2 protein-coding genes are annotated in these 19,499 nt (G+C 65.7%); both read right to left on the reverse strand.

Annotation, left to right across the window (positions count from 1 at the left end):
• Positions 1–35 precede the first annotated feature (35 nt).
• Positions 36–1,724, reverse strand: a complete 1,689-nt coding sequence (locus tag JQ635_RS16450) for a ShlB/FhaC/HecB family hemolysin secretion/activation protein (RefSeq protein WP_211410884.1) — start codon at positions 1,722–1,724, stop codon at positions 36–38.
• A gap of 4 nt (positions 1,725–1,728) precedes the next feature.
• Entirely contained in the window at positions 1,729–19,443 is a 17,715-nt protein-coding gene (locus tag JQ635_RS16455; protein ID WP_246583575.1) for a leukotoxin LktA family filamentous adhesin, read from the reverse strand.
• Positions 19,444–19,499 lie beyond the last annotated feature (56 nt).

Here is a 19,499-nt window from a genome sequence, read left to right on the forward strand (position 1 = left end):
GGCGGCGTTCCATGCCTGCCCTCTCGCCGCAGACGCTACGACTTGCTCTTGCCGGCAACCGCCGCCACGGGCGCGGCGCTTTCCTGCTTCTGGAACATCAAGAGCGGCCGGAAGATGACGCGGCCATAGGCCTCGTAATGGTTCTGGGTCGAGACCGCCATCTTCAGCGGCGTCGCGTAATTTGCCTCGAACGTCATGAACGACGCGTAGGTCCAGGAGAAGCCGACGCCGACCGAGGCCATTTCGGTGACGCCGGGAAATGTCGAATATACGGCGCCCCAGTCGGTGAAGATGTAGGTGTCAAATCCCTTCAGCCATTGCGACCAGTTGTAGTGCAGCTCGGCGTTGAAATAATAGCCGCTGTCGCCGGACGCCGAATTGGAGGGATAACCGCGCACGGTGGTCGGGCCGCCGATCGAAAAGATCTGGTCGCCCGGTAGCAGCTTCTCCTGCGTGTACTGCCAGCTCGCCAACACATTGGCGCTGAAGTTCTGGGGCCCTGCGGCGCTGGTTGCGATCAGCGAGCCGGTATAGGTGTTGAACGCGCGGTTGTTGCCGAGCACATAGTCATGCCACGCGATGTAGTTCACCGCCGGTGAGACCGTGACCGAATAGGTGTTGCCGGAATTGGTCACCGAGACGCCGGCCGTGGCCTTGTCGTAGTGGTCGCTGGTGACGTCGACCGTGGCGAAGCGGCTCACCGTCCTGCCCTCGGTCTCGGCAGCGTTGAACAGCACCAGCCAGTTCTGCGTCACCCAGACCGGTTGGCTGAAATTGATCGCGGCCTGGCTCGAGCGTCCCGTGACGTCGAGTGCGACGAACGGCCCCTGGACGATCTTGATCTTGCCTTCGGTATAGCTGACGCCGACGCGGCCGCCCCAGGGATTGACCGGAATGCTGTAGGCGACGTTGCCGTTGAGATTGCCGTCGGAGCGCACGCCATAGAAGGTCAGGCGGTCGTCGACGCCGAACAGGCCGTGGCGTTTGTAGAAGGCCCCGCCCTCCCAGCGTCCGGTGTTCTCGACGCCCTGGTTGTCGGTGAAGAGCTGCAAGGTATCGATCGGCGGCTCGATCACCGCAAACTGCAGATCGGTCAGGCCAAAGCTCGTGCCGGGCTGGAGTAGCGCCTTGATCTGCACGTCATTGGTCCGATTGAACCAGATCACGTCGCGATTGAGCTTGGGAACGTCGAGGACCTCGCCTTCGGGCTCCCCTACGCGCTGCAGGATGTAGTCGGTGCGGGTCTGCTTGTTGCCCTCGACCGTCGTCTTCTGCAGCCGCCCCTCGGTCAGCTTGATGCGGACGACCCCACCCTTGGCATCCTGATCCGGCAGCGTCGCGATGCCCGTGACGATGCCGCGCTCGTGGTAGATCGCGTTGATGTCGGCGACGAGCTGCAACAGCGCGGCGATGTCGACATCCTTGCCGACATACTTCCTGGCGATCTCGTCGAGCTCGGCCGGCGTGATGAACTTGGATTGGTCGAACTCGACCTTGCGCAGGCGGAATTTCGGACCGCCCGGCTTCAGGAGCTGGGATTTCTCCCGCTCGCCGCCGATCACGGCCGGCCCGGTCAGCTTGGGCGGCGCGCTCTGCTGTTCGAGCTGGCGGCGCTGCCGGTCAATGTCCTGCTGGATCACACCGGGATTGATCGACTGGGCGCGCGCCGAGGCAATGCAGCAAGCTGCCAGCCCGACCCCCAATGCTGCCCCCAGAACCTTCATCCCGCTACCACGCTTCCGCGAGGCGGCCAACGGCCGGCTTCGCTGTTTCAATCGCCGCGTCCTTCCAGCCCGGACGTCCCGTACGCTGCCCCTGGCGGCGCAGCTTGCGCATGTCACTCAGCCCCTCGATGTTGACCGCGGGGCCGGAGCCGATGGTCTCGACCGGTCGCGGCGTCAGAAGCGCATCGAGCCGCGCCTGTCCGGAGAGACCGAGCTGGTAGAACGTCCCGCCATCCTTCTTCGCAAGCCAGGTTTCGATGCTCTCACTGCCCTCGCCGTCGACGGAGATGTTGCGCACCATGCTGGCGCCGGTGAAGTCGGCGCAGCAGGTGTGGGTGGGCCCATAGTTGGTGACGGTCGCCGAGACATCGCCGGTGTAGAACACCACATAGGCATTGCTGACATTGGCATTGCCGACTTGGCTCATCGTGAACACGCCGCCCGGCTGGTAGAGCTGAAGCGCCGGCCAGCTGGACGGCGCCGGTGTGCGGTTATTGAGCAACACCTGCTGCGTGGCGGTGGTGAGCATCAGCTGGCCCGGCACGTAGCCGTTCAGGATCGAGACGGCGCGTGCGTCGGTCCAGAAATTAGCGTCCACCACCCTGAACTGGTTGACGATGATGCTGTCCGGGTCGATCGAGATGTTGGCGGACTTCGCGACGCCGCCGTTGTAGCCGGTGATATTCAGGATCAACGGGACCGGCGGGTTCGAGCGGATCTGCTCGCCCCTGACGTTGATCGTGTCTGCCGCGAGATCGAGCTCCCTCACGACGCTGACCCAGTTGATCGTCAAGTCGCCCGACGAGGTCATCTTGATGGTGTCGCCGCTGATCCGGTCGAACGAGACCGATCCGGCCACCTCGAAATGCGTATCGCCGTTGGCGGTGATCGATCCGCCGCGGAGCGAGCCCGTGTCGGACTTGACGTTGAGATCGCCGGCATCGCCTGGGATACCCGTCGTGGTGAGCTGGCTGAAGACGATGTCATTCACGGCATGCAGGGTCTGCGTACCGCCGCTGATGGCGGTGCCGACGGTGATCCCTCCGGCCGTCGCGGTGACGTCGAGCGTGCCGCCCACGTTGAGATTATCCCAATGAACCACCGTTCCACTCAGGACCGCGTTGCCGGTCGAGGCCGTGAGGTTATGACCGGTGTTGGTGCCCGCCGCGATCAGCCGCGCCGAGCCATTGGCCCCGACCGAGCCCAGCGTCGGCACGCCGCCGGCCATCACCGTCTGCGCCAGGATGAAGCCGTTGTCGGCGGTGACGTTGACGTTGCCGGCATCGCCGGTGATCCCCGTCGTCGTCAGTGCGTTGAACGTCACGTTATCGCGGGCATGGATGGTCTGCGTGCCGCCGCTCTGCGCGGCCTGGAACGTGATGCTGCCCTGGCTCGCGGTCGCGCCCAGCGTCGTGCCGACGTTGAGGACGTTCCAGCTGATCGGGCCGCCGGCGGCCGTGAGCAGGCCCGAGCCGGTCGTGGCGGCAAGCGTGTTGCCGGTGATGCTCGTGGCGGCAACCAAGCTCGCCGAACCGTGGGCCGCGACCGAGCCCTGGCTCGTCACGCCGCCAGACGTCACGGTCTGCGCCAGGATGAAGCCGTTGTCGGCGGTGACATTGATGCTGCCGGCATCGCCGGTAATGCCTGTCGTGGTCAGTGCGTTGAACGTCACGTTATCGCGGGCGTGGACGGTCTGCGTGCCGCCGCTCTGCGCGGCCTGGAACGTGATGCTGCCCTGGCTGGCCGTCGCGCCCAGCGTCGTGCCGGCGTTGAGCGTGTTCCAGTTGATCGGGCCGGTCGCGGTCAGCAGGCCCGCGCCTGTCGTGGCGGCAAACGTGTTGCCCGTGATGGTCGTCGCCGCCAGCAGCGTCGCCGAGCCGTGCGCGGAGACCGAGCCCAGCGTGGTCACGCCGCCCGACGTCACCGTCTGCGCCAGGATGAAGCCGTTGTCGGCGGTGACGTTGATGCTGCCGGCATCGCCATTGATGCCCGTCGTGGTCAGCGCGTTAAAGGTCACGTTATCGCGGGCATGGATGGTCTGGGTGCCGCCGCTCTGTGCGGTCTGGAACGTGATGCTGCCGCTCGCCGTCGCGCCCAGCGTCGTGCCGACGTTGAGGACGTTCCAGTTGATCGGGCCGCCGCTGGCCGTCAGCAGGCCGGAGCCGGTCGTGGCGGCAAATGTGCTGCCGGTGATGGTCGTGGCGGCAACCAAGCTCGCCGAGCCGTGGGCCGCGACCGAGCCCTGGCTCGTCACGCCGCCCGAGGTCACCGTCTGCGCCAGGATGAAGCCATTGTCGGCGGTGACGTTGATGTTGCCGGCATCGCCGGTGATCCCCGTCGTGGTCAGTGCGTTGAACGTCACGTTATCGCGGGCGTGGACGGTCTGCGTGCCGCCGCTCTGCGCGGTCTGGAATGCGATGCTGCCCTGGCTGGCCGTCGCACCCAGCGTCGTTGCGACGTTGAGGACGTTCCAGTTGATCGGGCCACCACTGGCCGTCAGCAGGCCGGACCCGGTCGTGGCGGCAAGCGTGTTGCCGGTGATGGTCGTCGCCGCCAGCAGCGTCGCCGAGCCGTTGGCCGAGACCGAGCCGAGGGTGGTCACGCCGCCCGACGTCACCGTCTGCGCCAGGATGAAGCCGTTGTCGGCGGTAACATTGATGTTGCCGGCGTCACCGCTATTGCCGGTGGTCGCGAGCGACTTGAATGTCACGTTCTGGCCGGCATGGACCGTCTGCGAGCCGCTGCTGTCGGCCGTGCCGATGACGATGCTGCTGTTGTTGGCTACGGCGCGGAAAGATCCGCTCGCGCCGGTGGCGGTGCCCGCCAGCACCTGATCGAGCGTTAGACCGCCTGTGCCGATGATGTCCACGCTGCCCTTCGCCGCGGACAGCAGGCTCGCCTCGGTGTCGGTCAGGGCCTTCAGGTAGATGTCGCCAGCGCTCACGCTCGCCGACAGGCGCACGGCGTTGAAGGCAATCCGGCTCGTCGCGTTGCCGATGCCGTTCGATGCGTTCAGCGAAACCTCGGCGCCCGCACCGGAGGCGATGACCTTGGTCTGGCCGTCGCCATTGTCGATGATCGCCCCGAGCGAGGCGACGCCGCCGGCGGTGACGATGATCGAGGGCGCGTTCGAGGCCGCCGCGTAAGATTGCGACGAATTCAGCTGGCCGATCGTCGCATCGCCCGTGGTCGTGACCGAGATCAATCCGGCCGCGTTGATGGCCGAATAGGCGCCCATCGACAGCGTCGCCGCCACCAGCGTCACGCCGCTCGTGTTGCTGGTCGCAACCACCGGCGCCGCACTGGTGCCGGCCGCGATGGTCATGCCGCGATTGGCGAGCAGTTGCATCAACCCGCCGCTGGTGATGCTGGTATTGATGGCGAGCGCGCCGCGCGCAGCGTTCAGCGTCAGCGCGCCGCCGGCCGTCAGCGTCCCATACGCGCCGCTCGTGCCGACCGCGAGATCGCCGGTGACGGCTAGGATGCTGAGGTTGCCGACCGCCGAACCGGTCACCGCGCCGGAGATGTTCACCTGCAGCGGCTGGAAGGTCGAACCGTTGAAGCCGATATTGCCGCCGGCGCGCAGATCGAGGTCGGCGCCCAGGATGTGGATCGCCGTGCGATCCGTGAAGTCGGCTTCGGCGTAGATGCTGCCGGTCGCGGCGAGCTGGATCGCATTGCCGGCGGCGATGTTGCCGAGGATGAGATCGCCGGTGGTCTGTTTCACGTAGATGCCCTGCGCCGACGAAACCTGGTCGAGCTGGTCGTTGGACGGGTCGGCGAAGGCGATCTGGAGCGCGTTGGTGTTGGTCGCGGGATTGCTTCCGGCGGTTCCCGAGGGGGCGCCGACATTACCGTGCTCGGCGATCAGGGTCAGATTGCCGATATCGCCTGATATCACCGGCCCGCTCACATTGGCGAAGATGCTGGTCACGGCGTCGAGCTTGACGTCGCCGCGGCCGGTCACCTGGATGCCGCTCGCCTGCGCGGCCGTGATCGGACCGTAATTCGCGGTGATGCCGCCGAGCGCGAGGCTGTTCTTGCTGCCGAGATAGATATTCGTCAGCGCCTTGGCCGAGATCGCGATCGGGTTGTCGACGACCACGAGATTCTGCTGCGACAGGCTGACCGTATAGGTCGTGACATGGGTCGTCGGGTCCGTGACCGCGCCGACGGTGAGCTGGCCGGGACCGGCGGTGGCGAGCAATCCCCTCTGCTCCGGGGTCAGCGACGAGGAATCGACGCTGGTGAAGGTGAACGTCTGGGGCGCGGCCGAATTGCCGACCGAGCCGCGCGGCGCGTAGAGCATGATCTGGTTGGCGCTGACATTGGCGACGACGTTCTCGTCGATCGGCGGCGGCGCCGCGCCGACGGCCGACGACGACACGGTGTAGGCGAGCTGGCTCTGCGTCCACTGCGAGCCGGCGGTGATGATGCTGTAGACCCGCTCGGTCGATGCGAGCGTATAAGTGTAGGTCGAGCTGAAATGGCCCGGCTGCAGGGCGGCCTGGAGCGCGGCGTTGGTCGGCAGGAACTGGCGATCCGTTGCGACGCCATCGAACAGCTTGGTGAACAGGGTCGTCGAGAGCGAGCTGCCGAACAGCGACGCCAGCGGATCCGCGGGTGCGGTTCCCATCAAGGTGGTCAGCGAGGTCTTGAGCTCGGCGGTGCTGATCTGGCCGAGCAGGAACTGGTCCTTCAGGAAGCGCGTCGTGGCCTCGACCTGCATCTGCGTCGTCGTGACATTGGCGGGATCGATACCGAGCTTGGCCGCCACCTGAGCCCGCAGCACCGTCTGCCCCACCGAGGTCGGATTGTAGGTGCTGCCGTTCGTGAACGCGATGTTCCTGAGCTGGAAGTAATCGTTGTAGGCCGACGTCACCATCGACTGGTAGCTGTTGACGGCGTTGGTCGCGGCATTGCCGCTGAGCAGATCGAGGCTGGCCCAGACGTCCTGAAGATGCTGGCTCTGCGCCTGGGTGAGACCAACCGCCGCGCGTCCGTTCAGGATGTTGGCCTGGTTACCGTCGGAGCCGGCTGCCTCGAGGAAAACCGGGCCGCCGGTCGACTGGACCGTGCCGAGACGCAGGTCGCCCTTGGACTGGATGATGTAGGTGCCGGTGGCCGAGGCGCTGTCGAGAACGCCGCCATCGACGGCCCCGCTCGCCTGCGTCGTGCCGGTCGCCTGGATGACCAGCGGATTGATGTTGGTCAGGGTGGATGCGCCGTTGACCACGGCGCTCGTCGCGCCGATCGCACCGGAGGTGGAGTTGATCTCGATGTTCTTGCCGATCACGACGGGATTGGCGGCGTTGTAGGCGGACGCCGAGTTGATGTCGCCGGTCGCCGAGAGGAAGACGCTGCCCTGCGGCGTCGCGCCTGCCGAGTTCACCTTCACCTGGTTGATCGACAGCGCGCCGATGGCCGAGATCGCGATGTCGCGGTCGATCGAGCTGGCGGTCAGGCTGCCGCCATAGATCTGCACCTGGACGGGCGCCTTGGTGGTGCCGAGCGTGCCGATACCACCGTCACCCCGAAGCGTCACGCTCGTCCCTGAGATCACCGGGTTGTTGGCATTGGCGCCGACCGTGATCGACGAGTTGGTACCGGTGGCGGCAAGCGTCGTCGTGCCCTGCTGGTTGTTGATCGACCCGTTGATGACGATGCCGGAGGTCGAATTGACCACGACGTCGCTGCTACTGCCGCCGATGAACTTGATGTTGATCGGGTTCGACGCCTTGACCGTATTGGTCAGCGTGAGCGTCAGGTGATCATAGACCGCCTGGTACCAGTTGTACTGGGCGTCCGCGCCGCAGCACGCGTTGGAATGGGTGTTGAGTCCGACGGGGCTCCCATCCGGGTTCACGCCTCCCGCCCAGTGATAGCTGCCGGTGGCGGTGGTGACTTTCTGATAGTTGCTGCTCTGCGTGCCTGAAACCAGGTTGGTCGAGCGGGTCCAGTTCTCGCCGGTGACCTGATTGGGCGTGAAGCTCCAGCCGTAGTCGAACTGCGTGCTGGTGGGTAGACGATCCAGCGTCGCGGTGTCGACCCATTGATAGAGCATGTTCTCCTGCGTTGCGTACTGGACGCCCGCCGTACCGGTCCTGGCCGTAAGCATCGACGGGTCGATCGCGGCCGCAGTGACGCTGTTGGTCTGGTATTTCGTCACCTGCTGGTTGCTCGCCGCCTTGGGATCGTAGACATACCACGTCGTCTTCCCCTTGAGCTGGTCGACGATCTCGACCACGCTCTGGGCAGTGACGCTGGTATTGATGGTGTTGGTGACCAGCTGGAGCCCGCTGGTGTTGTTGACGGTGACCGTGCCGGCGCCGCCCTTGATCTCGATGTTGCCCTGGGTCTGGGTGCTGTCGGTCGAGGTCGAGATGATCTTGCCGTTGAGGTAGACGTAGCCGCCGGCGCCCTGCGCCACGCCATTCAGGATGAGCTGGTCGGTGAGAGCGTTGTACCTGACCCCGATCTTGGCGTCGCCGCTCGCCGACGCCGTCACGGAGCCCGAGATGTCGTAATAGACACCGTTCCGCGCATTGGCCTGGGCCGCGGCAAAATCCGCGCCACCGTTGCGGTTCTTGAGGCCGTTGCTGCCATAGATGGCATCGTACGCCGCGGCGCCGATGTTGACCGAGTAATTGCTGCTCGAGCCGGCCTGGATGGTTCCGTTGATGTTGATCACCGACGCCGAGATGATGACCGCCTGGCCGCTGATGGTCCGGGTATCTGTCGCGGTGGCCGGCGCATCTGCGGTCTTCGGCGTGATCGCATCCGGCTGGATGTTGATCACCTGGAAGAAGCCCGAGCTGTCGCAGGTTGACGCACAGTTGAACGGCGTCTTGTACGGACCGCTATCGGTGTAGACGTTGCGGCCGTCATAAGTCGTTTTCTTCCACTGCGCGAGCACGACATTGGCCGAGTCCTGCGACTGCCCCTCGATGATCTTGAGGGTCGCGATGTCAGGCACGCTGCCGGCATCGGGAGTGCTGGTGTTCCCAGGCGTACCCCTCCCCACCGGCAGGAAGATCGATGAATAGAGCGAGAGGCCGTCGTAATACGTCATCAGCATGCGCGCGGTGAAGATCGTGCTGGCGTCGGCGTTGCCGACGGGTTGATACACGCCGTGGCTGCCGTCGGTGCAGCAGTAATAGAAATAGGGGTGATCGGTTCCCGAAGCGATATGCGGAGCGGTATAGTAGTCGCCATAGGCGCCGAGATAGGTTGCTGCCGTCATCACCGCGGTCAGCGTGTCTTCCGGCCTGTTTTCAGTGGTGGCCCATTGCGAGGTGACCGCGCTGCCGCTGTCGTAGAAGCTCCCGATACCGCCGAGGAAGGTGAAGGTGCCCTTGGGCACCACGATCTGGACGGTCGCGGCGCTGAGCGACTGCGATGCGACGACGCTGCCGAGATTGTTGATGATCTTGAGCAGGCCGTTGGCGTTGTTGACGGCGCCGTTGAAATAGATGTCGGGCGTGCGGGTCAGCACGTTGCCGTTCTGGTCGATACCTTGACCGGTGCTGGGATCCAGGCGGTTGTAGGTGGCCGAGACGTCGATGACCGGCGTCGCGCTCGGCATCGCGGTGAAGGTCACATTGGAATGCGAATCCGGGTCGACGTGGTCGATCTGGCGGTAGGTGATGTTGCCTCCGGTCACATCCGTGACCGTGAGATTGCCCAGGCTCATGAAGTCGAGGCCCTTGTTCTCGATCTTGATCAAGGGCGAGCTGCGCGCGATGACCGCCGGCGCGGCCGGGTTCGTGCCGCTGTTGCCGGTGAGCTTCTGGGCCAGGATCGAGACGTTGCCGGCGGATACCAGGATGTCGCCGAACGCAAAGGCGTTGCCGGGCGCGTCGGAGGTGAACGGCGCCTGCTTGATCAGTGTGTCGATCTGGCGCTGGATGTCACCGGTCGGATCGGTGCCGGACGGCGACATCGTGGCGGGCGCCGTCGGCGTCGCCGCCGCGAGCTGGGAGCGGACCTGAGCCTCGGTCAGGCCAGTCAGCGACGCCAGCTGGTTGACCACCAGCTGGTAGGGATTGAAGTTGCCGACGATGGCGTACTGGACCGTCTGGTGGTTCCAGCTCATCACGGGGTTGAAGTGATTGACGTCGGCGACGGACTCGAGGGTCAGCGCGGAGTAAGGGCTCGTCGTGCTCAGGGTCGGCGTGGTCGCACCCAGATCGATCGTGATGGTGACGTCGTTGTTGATGCCCGCCACCACCAGGCCATCGAGCGCGACATCGCCGGTTCCGCTGGTGTGGCTGTGGTTGTCGCTGTTCTTGGCGCTGAAGATGTCCAGATACGGGTTGTAGTTGCTGCCGTTGCCGGCCGCCGTGACCTGCCCTTGCGTTGCGCCGAGATAGATGTCGCGCGCGCCGAGGATGCTCGAGGTGGGCGCCAGCGTCAGGCTCGTGGTGTCGTCGGCATTGGCCGTGCCGCGGTAGAGTGTGGAGATCGGGATGGCGGTGTTGTTGTAGACGACCGTCGTCGCCGTCGCCTGCAAGCTGCTGAAGACGCTGCCGTCGCCGGCAAGGCCCGCATAGATGTTGATGTCGCGCCAGGCCACGATCTTCGCGTTGTCGCCGACATTGACGGACTGGTTGGCGTGAACCCAGCTGTTCGTGCTGGCGCCGACGCCCGCGATCGCGCCGTAGAGGCTGGCATTGGCATTGTTCGCCGCCGCCATCTTCGCCGCCGTACCGATATAGATCTTGCCGGCGCTGAACAGCTCGCGGGCATTGATGTTGACCGCGAGCGTGGCATTGGCGGTCATGTTGGATTCGGCGCCGCCGCCGGCGAAGAAGCTGGCCGTGGCGAGACTCGCCGTATCGTTGGTGTTCAGCGTGTTGTAGGCCTCGATATTGATGAACGCCGCCGACGTCCGCGGATCGCCATTGAGGCTCAGCACCGTGCCGGCGCCGATATTGGTGTTGACGTGCTGGGTGACGGTCGAGGTGCTAAGTGCGGCTGCCCCCGAGAACGAGCCGCCGGAGCCTGAACGCGCGCCGCCGCCGCCCTGGTTGACGATGTCGTTGGCGATAGCGACCATGTTGCCGCCCGCCGAATTGATGATCAGATGCGTTCCGATCTCGGCCGTGGTGGTGGAGTCGACGTCGTTCTGCGCCTTGCCGGCCGAGACGCCGGCCGTGGACGCCTGATAGGCGTCCCCGTTCGCGCGATAGTTTGTGGTGTGGATCGCATTGATGCGGAGACCGCCGAAATAGAGCGTGTCATCCGCCGTGCCGCCGTCGAACCGCGCATTGGTCACGGCGGTCAAGTTGGTGGTGGCGACCGCAGCCGCGCCGGCATAGGTGCCGCCCGCGCCGACCGTCGCGTCGGAAACATTGGTGTCGGAGCCGGTCGCCGTGATCCGGAGGATGCCGGTGTAGCTGCCCTGGTTCAGGGTATCCATGTCCGCCGGCGCACCCAGATAGGCGTAGGTGTGCGCGCTGGACGACGTCTGCGCGACGGTGGCGCCGAGCGCCAGGAATCCGGTCGAAAGGCCCGTCCCCTTGGCATATTGGGCGCTGTCGTTCTCCGCCGCGATGGTCACGTTGGCGTTGGGCAGCGTAATCCCCGTCCCGCCATAGGCGTTCACCGTCGCGTTCTCGGACGCCACGGCCAGGCTGCCCTGCGCGCCGATCAGCGAGCCGCCGCCGCCGGCGAGCGCCTTGGCCCAGGTCGTCGTGCCGCTGGTCGGAACCAATGCCATCGCGGTCACCGCGAGCGCACCACCCGAGAAGCTGACATTGTCGCCGACATCGGCCGTCACCGTGGCACCGACCGTGGACTTCGCGATGGCGACACCGACGGCGCCGCCGCCGACCGAAACGCCGATCGCCTCGCTCGACAAATTGGGCGTGATCGACGCCGACACCAGCGTGCCGACGCCGGTCGCGGACGTCGTGATCGAGGCACGGCTGCCGATCTCCGCCAGCACGGACGAGTTTTCGTGGGCCTCCGCATCCGCACCGACGCCCGCGACGATACCGCCGCCGAGTGCGGTGGCCGTCGTCGTCAGCGTGCCGGCGCCGCTTGCGCCAACTGCCAGAGTCGCGACGTTGACGGTGGAGCCGTTCAGAACCCGTGCTGCGACCGAGCTCGTTCGGCTTGCCGTTGCGACCGACGCGCCGACAGCCACGGCACCGCCCGTGACGCCCCCGGTGAAGACCACCTGGGTCGTCGAATCCTGCGCCATGACGGCGGCGCCATTGCCGGTGCCGCTCGCGCCGGTGATCTGGCCACCGAGCAGCGCCACCACGGAGTTGCTGACATTTCCGAACGCGACAGCCGCATCGGCGCCGAAGTAAAGCGCCGCACCGCCGGCGATCGCCTCGGTGTCGATGGTCTTGCCGGCATAGGGTCCGGTGGTCGCGTCCTTGACGACCGCCGCAACGGTGACGACAGGTGCCATGACGGCCAAAGGCGTATCTGCGGCCACCAGCACGCCGGAGCCATTGCGCCCGTAGTCACTCACATTGGCGAGCACGGTGCTGTTGACGCTGGTGTAGCCGATGCCGGCCCCGATGCCGACATTCTTGGCAAAGCCGGCGCCGAGAAGATACATCTTGGCCGCATTGGCGCTGGTGGCGGTGACATTGACCTGCGTGCCCGTGACGTTGCCGCCCGCGATCTGCGCGACGACGGCGTCGTTGCCGCCGCTCAGCACGCTGCTGACGTCGTAGGTCGAGCTGACGTTGGCACTGTTCGGATTGCCGGCCGTGCCGCTGGCGACCGCGTTGCTGCCATGTGAGTTGTTGGTGCCGCTGTTCACGGACGCGATGGTGCCGTTGCCGTTCTGGTTGAGCTGACCGGTCTGCTGGCCCTGGGTGTCGGCATCGGCGGTGTTGGTGCCGATGATGATGACGCCGACGGTCGCGCCGATGCCGACGCTGCCGCCGATGCCGGCGGTGACCGCGTAGGACAGCACCTCCTTGGTGCTGAGCGCATTGACGTTGATCGCGCCCGATGAGTTCAGATTGCTGTTCCAGCTCTCCGCGACGGTCCGGCTCTTGAATACGATGACGTTGGCGGCAGCGCCGACGCCGACGCCTGCCCCGCTCGCCCCGACCGCGAGCGCACCTGCGATCTCCTTGATCGCGACGTCCTCGGTCGCGTTGATGGTGACCGCACCGGCCGCACCGCCCGTCACCGACTGCAATGTGGTGTCATAGACGCCGGCGATGGTGGTGTTGTTGGCGATCTCGATGTTCGCCATGCCGGCGATCGCGGCCGTGCCGGTCGAGAGCGCGCCACCAATCGCATAGGCCTCGAAGCGGTTCTTGGTGTTGGCCTCGACGTCGAGCGCGCCGCTCAGATTGAGCGCGGTCGTGTGCGCGGCGCCATTGCCCTGATAGTGGAATTCGTCGCCGACATAGGCCTCGGTGCGGTTCGAGGAGACCTGGACCAGGAACGCCGCGCCGATCGCGGCCTGACTGCCATAGGCACCTGACCCGTTCGCCGAGAAGATGCCGGTGTTGTTGGTGGCGTTCACGGTCAGCGACGCGGCTGTCAGTGCTCCGCCGTCGACATAGGCTTCCGTCGTCGCCTGGAAGACGTTCAGTCCGACCGAACCGGTGTTGAAGCCGATCGCGATCGAGGACGCGTCCTGCTCGGCATTGGCCTTCACGGTGACGGCGCCGACCGTCGCGTTCGACGACTGCACGCCGCCGACCGGGGCATTGGTGATGTACGCGAACGTACCGCGCTGCATCGTGGCGCTGATGATGGTAGCGCCGCCGCCGCCGTTGCCGGTCGGAGCCACGATGCCGGCGCCGAACGCGCCGGAATAGGAGAAGCTCGACGCCGCGACCTCGATCTGCGGCGCCAGCGTCGACGAGGTCAGGCGCGTGTCGATCGCCGCGCTGTCGATATAGGCCCGGGTCTGCCCGCTCATCACATTGGTGATCGGGTTGATCATGATGGAGATGCCGCTGCTCGCGGCGACCGACGCGACGTTGGTCACGACCGCCTGATGCGAACTCGCGACTACGGCAAGGCCGCGCAGGATGTCCTGGTTCTCGGTGAGGTCGGGCGTGGTGTCGGTCGGCGCATGCGCGGTGCCGAGATCGAAGGCATGCGCGAGCGTGCCGCTGTTGACCGACAGCGTATCGGTGCTGCTGGTGCCGAGCGCGTCGACCTTGGTGTTCGCGCCGCTGATATAGGCCGCGGTGGTTCCCGTGATCTGGTTGGTGACCAGCGAGCCCGCGCCGCCGGCCGCGCCCTTGCTGATCGACACGGCACCAGCAAACACGGCCGCCTTGTCGTTGTTGCCGGCAATCACGGCGACGTTGTTGGTCGCGGTGACGTCGGCGCCGTTGATGCCGTTGGTGCCGGCCGCGGTGATGCTGGCGGTGACGTTGGTCCCCATCAGATTGGTCGCGACCGAGCCGGCCAGCCCGACCTGCGAGGACATCGCGATACCGACGGCAACGGTCGAGATGCTGGCGTTCGAGTTCGCACCGACCGCGACATTGCCCGATGCGATCAGCTTGGAGCCGGTGACGCCGGCGCTGACATTGTTGGCGATGCTGCTGTAGACGAGGGCCAGACCCGCAGCGCTGCCTTGCGTCGAGGCGCCCGCGATGGCGGCGGTTCCGGTGATGCTGGAATTGTCGGTCGCATTGACGGAAATGTTCTTGGCCGTGACACTCGATTGCGTCGTGCTGGACAGGTTGTTGCCGATGGCCGCCGAGACGGTGTTGGCAATCGAGCTGATCGTGGTGCCGCCGACGCCGGCGAACTGTCCGGTCGCAAGGCCGAAGCCGATCGTGACCGCCTGGATCTTCGAGGAATCGACCGCGCTCACACTGACATTGCCGTTGCTGCCGGCCGTCATCAGGACGTTGGCGATATAAGCCGAATGCGTCGTCGCGACGGTGTTGTAGACGATCGCGGCGCCGACATTGTTCTTGCCGGCCTGGATGAGGCCCGCAACGGAGACGATGCTGGCGCCCGGACCGTTCCCCGTGCCGTCGTTGAGCGCAGCTGCGCTGAAGTCGATGCAGTTCTGCCCGCCCGTGCCGCCGGCGACCGTGCAGGTGTCCTCGGCGAGATGATTGTTGTTCGACTTCTTGACGAGGTTGCCCAGCGCCGTATCCAGGGCCGAGACGGCCCCGCTGTCCGCCAGCACTGTCACGCGGCCGACATTGATGCTCACCGTCGCGCCGCTGTTGATATAGGCCGTGGTGGTCGGCGTGATCTCGCTGACGACGATCGCGCCGGCAAGTCCGTTGGCGCTGGCCCCGCCCCCGCCTGAGGCCGCACCGGCCGCGATCACGCTGGCGCTGTCGGCCATCACCAACAGGGTGTCGTAATTCGAGATCGCCGTGCTGCGGATATGCGCGTCGGTCGCGTTTCCGCCCGCGGGATCGGCGATCGAGGCATAGGTCAGCCCGATGCCGACGCCGGCCTGGCCACCCGATATATAGAGCGAGCCGCCGCCGATCGCAATGTTCGTGGTCTGGTAGGCGTCGACCTCGAGCGCGCGATTGACGCCGGAGGCCTGCCCCGTGATCGTCGAGCTCTCGATATAGGCGTTGGCGCTGTCGGTGATGATGCCGACCGAGGCCGACAGCGACGCTGAATTGGATTTCGATCCCGCCACGCCGATGGCAACGACGGTCTCCGAGCCGCCGTTGAGCGCCTGCACCGTCACCGAACTCTGATTGTTCATTGTGGTGCCGTAGATATAGGCGAGCGTCGCATTGTTCGACATCGCCGCCGCGATCGCGCCGCCGATCGCAGCCCCCGTGGCGGACCCTCCGGCCAGATTGAGCGCCGCCGAGCCCGAACAATTGTTGAGCATGGTGTCGTTCAGCGCCTGAACGATCGTGTTGGTCAGCACGGCGCCGGTCGTGGTGTACTTGTTGACCGTCGTGTTCCTGATATAGGCGCTAGTATTGAGCGAGACGTCGCTCACCGACGAGCTGCCGGCGAGATCGAGGCTGAAGCCGCTGGTGCTTGATCCCGAGGTGGAACCGATCTTGCCCGCCGCCGTCGTCACGCCGGCGGCGCCTCCGGTCGAGGCGGCGCCGGCAGCGCCCGCCTTGTCGGAGAAACTCGACGACGCCGGGTCGGAGACGGCTGCCGCGACGGCGGCCGCCGTGATGCGCCCCGAAGTGGTCGCGCTGAGTGTCAGATTGTCGACATTGACCGCCCCGCTTCCGCCGCTGGTGCCGGCGAACGGATCGTTGGCGCTGAACACGCCGGGCCGGATGTCGGAATGGTTGTCGCCGATATAGGCGGAGGTGTCGGTGTGTGCGCCGAGATAGGCGACCGACAAGCCGACCGCCGAACCGCCGCTCCCGTTATAGCTCATCGCGCCGGACAGCGTCACGACCGACAGGTCCTGCTGCGCCAGGATGCCGACGGTCGGGGCATAGACGGTGGCCTGGCTCGAGATCGACGCATGCGTCGTGTTGTTCAGGAAACCGAGCGAAGTGATGCCGTTCAGCGCCAGCGTGCCGGCAGCCTTGCCGGACGACGGTGCGACAGCGACGAACTGGTCGGAAGTGATCGCGTTGACGGCGATGTCGTCCGCCGCACGCAGCGTCGCACGGTCCGAAACGCCGGCGATGGTATTGGTGTTGAACTGGACGAGATTGAGCGCGCCGCCGACGGAGGAGCCGCCCGAGGTGTTGCCGAACAGGAAGCCGAGCGTGCCGACATTGCCGGCGGCGTCGATCGACGCCGTGGTCGTGGTGGCCGCGATCTGGAGGCTGGCGTTGTAGGTATGGACGTCGCCATTGTCCATCCCGACCGACCAGCCGGTGCCACTGCCGCAGGCCGCGGTCGCGCAGGTCGCCGTCAGGCTCGCGCTGCCGGCCACCCACGCTGTCGTGTTGTTGTTCACGACGAAATGGTTCAGCGAACCGGCGATGCCGATCGTGTCGCCGGCGTCCGCGGTGGCATTGGCGTAGCTGGTCAGGATGTTGCCGCCGACGCCGAGATTGCCGTTGAGGTGGCTCAGCACCGCGCCCAAACCATCCCACTTCAGCCAGGAAATGGTGATCGGCAGTTCGGTGGTGGCATCGACGGCGATGTTCGCCGCGTTGATCAGCGTGCCATTGCCGACATAGGCGTTCGAATTATGCGTGAAATTGCCCCAAGCGACGGCCGCGCTGATCGCGGTGCTCTCGCCGGACACCGGGTCCTTCGTAATCGCGCTGGACGTCGCATTGCTGCGAACGCCGCGATCAATGACATTGCTGGCAACGGCAACGTTGCCGCTGGCATAGATGCTCGGCGCGCCGCCGCTCGGATTCTGCGCGATCGCAGCGGTTGCGCTCTGGGTGCTGTTGGCCAGCGAGAGCGCGCCTGCGACCTTGAAATCGAAGCTCAACGGCATCAGCGAGCCCATATGGTCCCTGATGATTGACGTCGGCGAGGTGACGGCGCGCAGTCCTCTTTCGATTGCCGCGATCAGTGCCGGGAGGCCGGCGATGGACGAAGCCATCGTGGAATTGAGCGTGGTATCGGACGTCGCTTCGACCAGAACGGAGCCGTTCATCCGGTTGGCGGTATCGGTTCCGAGCGATGCGCCGAGCGTCGCGGTCGCGGACGTCGTGATGTCGCTGATGGCGAACGCGCCGCCGACAGCACCGCTCGCCCCCGTTCCGGGCGCCGCAACCGACGTTGCGCTGGTCGAGAACGAGTTGTTGTTGATCGCGCGCACCTTCAGGGTGCTGCCGCTCGTGTTCACCGTGCCGGCAGCAATATGCGCGCCGGTCGCGACGTTGGCGGTCGTCGTCACCGATCCCGTGGAATAGGCCACCGTCGGGACAATCTGCGCGCTCGTCGACGCCGCGAGAGCCGAGATGGCGATGGTCGCATCGTTGAGCGCCTTGATCTCGAGGTTACCGCCGGCGTTGACCGTCGCGCCCGAGGCCACGTTGGTCGTGGCAGTGCCGTCGATCTTGCCGACGACGACACCGGCCGCGACAGGCGTGAGGCTGCCGAGCAAGGTGGAGGCGACCGCCGGATCCGACGCGGTCTCCGTGGCGTGTGCGGAAATGGTCACATCGCCGCGGCCGTTGATGTCGGCATGGCTGTTGATGTTGATGGTCGCGGTGGCGCTTGCCGCGACATAGCCGCCATTGAGCCCGAGCAGCGAGGCGGCAAGGGTCGAGCCGACGAGCGCGAAATCACCGGCCACAGAACCGTTCAGGAAGCTCGACACGGCCGTCGAGGTCGCGCTGATCGAGATGATGCCGCCGGTGATCTTGCCGTCGACCGTGATCGACGTCGCGGCCGTGGCCTGGCCGGACAGCTTGATGTCGCTCGCCGTCGCCCGCAGCGTCACATTGCCGTCGGTGTAGGTGGTTCCGGCGAAATTGACCGATTGGGCCAGGATCTGCGCGCCATTCATGATCTCGATGTTCGGCGCATCGATGATGACGTTGTTCGCGTTGCCGGTCGAATGGCCGGAGCCATCGAGACGGCGGGCATCGATCACCGCATGCGCGGCGAGCGTGACGGAATGATCGGCCTGAATGAGGTAGTCGGCACCGGCGCTGAGCCCATTGAGAGCATTCACGACGGAGCTGTTTGAAAGGGTCACGCCGACGTCGCCTTGCGCCGTATCACCGACGACCAAGTCGGTCGGGTCGATCAGCAGCGTGCCGGCCTTGCCGTTGCCTGCGCTGAGGTTGACCTTGATGCCTTGGCCGATGTCGATGATCCCGTTCGCGCTGAAATCGACGAGACCCGCATTGCCGCTCTTCGCGCTCGCGTCGAACTTGGCGCCGCCAGCCACCGTCAGGTTCTGCGCCGCCTTCAGGCGGATCTCGCCGGCATCGCCGGCCGTGCTCGCGATGTTGAGCCTGGCGTTCTTGCCGACATCGATGTTGTTGCCGGCCTGAACCGTGATGTTGCTCGGCATCGTAGTCTTGCTCTGCGCAGTGAGACGCCCGTTGACCCTGGCGTTGTTGACGGCGCCGATATGGATCGAGCCATTGCTGACGGTGATCGAGCTGGCGCTGCGCAGGCCCTTCGAATTGACCGAGGCTGCGAACTTCGCGGCGTGGTCGAGATTGGTGATGTCACGCTGGGTGGCGCCGCCGACATAGACGTTCTGCCCGGTCAGGCGCACGCCGTCCTGGGCATTGACCCGGCCGTAGATGCGGATGTTGCCGTCGGGCGAGACAGGAAACGAGCCGGCCATCAGATTGCCGACCGCCGTGCCGTTGATCGCGCCTCCAGGGCCGATCAGGCTGTCGGTGAACTCGCGCGTCGGCGTCGAGACATTGAGGCTGCCGACATTCACCGTGCCGGAACGGCCGACCACAAACCCCTTGGGATCGGCGAAATAGACGTTACCGCCGATCGCGCCGTTCATGTAAGAATTCAGAGTGCCGTTGACGTAGACCGGCGCGTCGCGAACGATGTTGACGAGGTTCTGCGTGCCCGTCGGCAGTTGCAGATTGACGGTGTTGCCCTGCCCGACGCTGAACTGTGAGAACGAGTTGAAGGCGTTGTTGCCCGAGACCGTCGACGTCGTGACATTGGTCACGCTGCCGGACGTCTGAAGGCTGGTTCCGGTGCGTCCGTCCGGAACGATGACGTTCGCGGTCTGCGCCTGAACACGGACGCTGTACACCGGCAGGAAGACCATCTGCATCGCACAGAGCAGTGACACTGAACGGAAGCGCGCCAGCCCCCGCAGCGTCGTCAGCTCGTCATCATCTCGCGTCGCAGATGGTCCGCGCATTTCAGATCCTCGTCATCGGCATTGGCGCCGATCCACAACCGGGTGGGAGAATGTCG

It is taken from the genome of Bradyrhizobium iriomotense (genome assembly GCF_018130765.1).
GTDB lineage: Bacteria > Pseudomonadota > Alphaproteobacteria > Rhizobiales > Xanthobacteraceae > Bradyrhizobium > Bradyrhizobium iriomotense_A.

What these genes read in the sequence shown, in the direction of transcription:
- JQ635_RS16450 (WP_211410884.1), bottom strand. Translation starts at nt 1,724, where the DNA reads ATGAAGGTTCTGGGGGCAGCATTGGGGGTCGGGCTGGCAGCTTGCTGC.
- JQ635_RS16455 (WP_246583575.1), bottom strand. Translation starts at nt 19,443, where the DNA reads ATGCGCGGACCATCTGCGACGCGAGATGATGACGAGCTGACGACGCTG.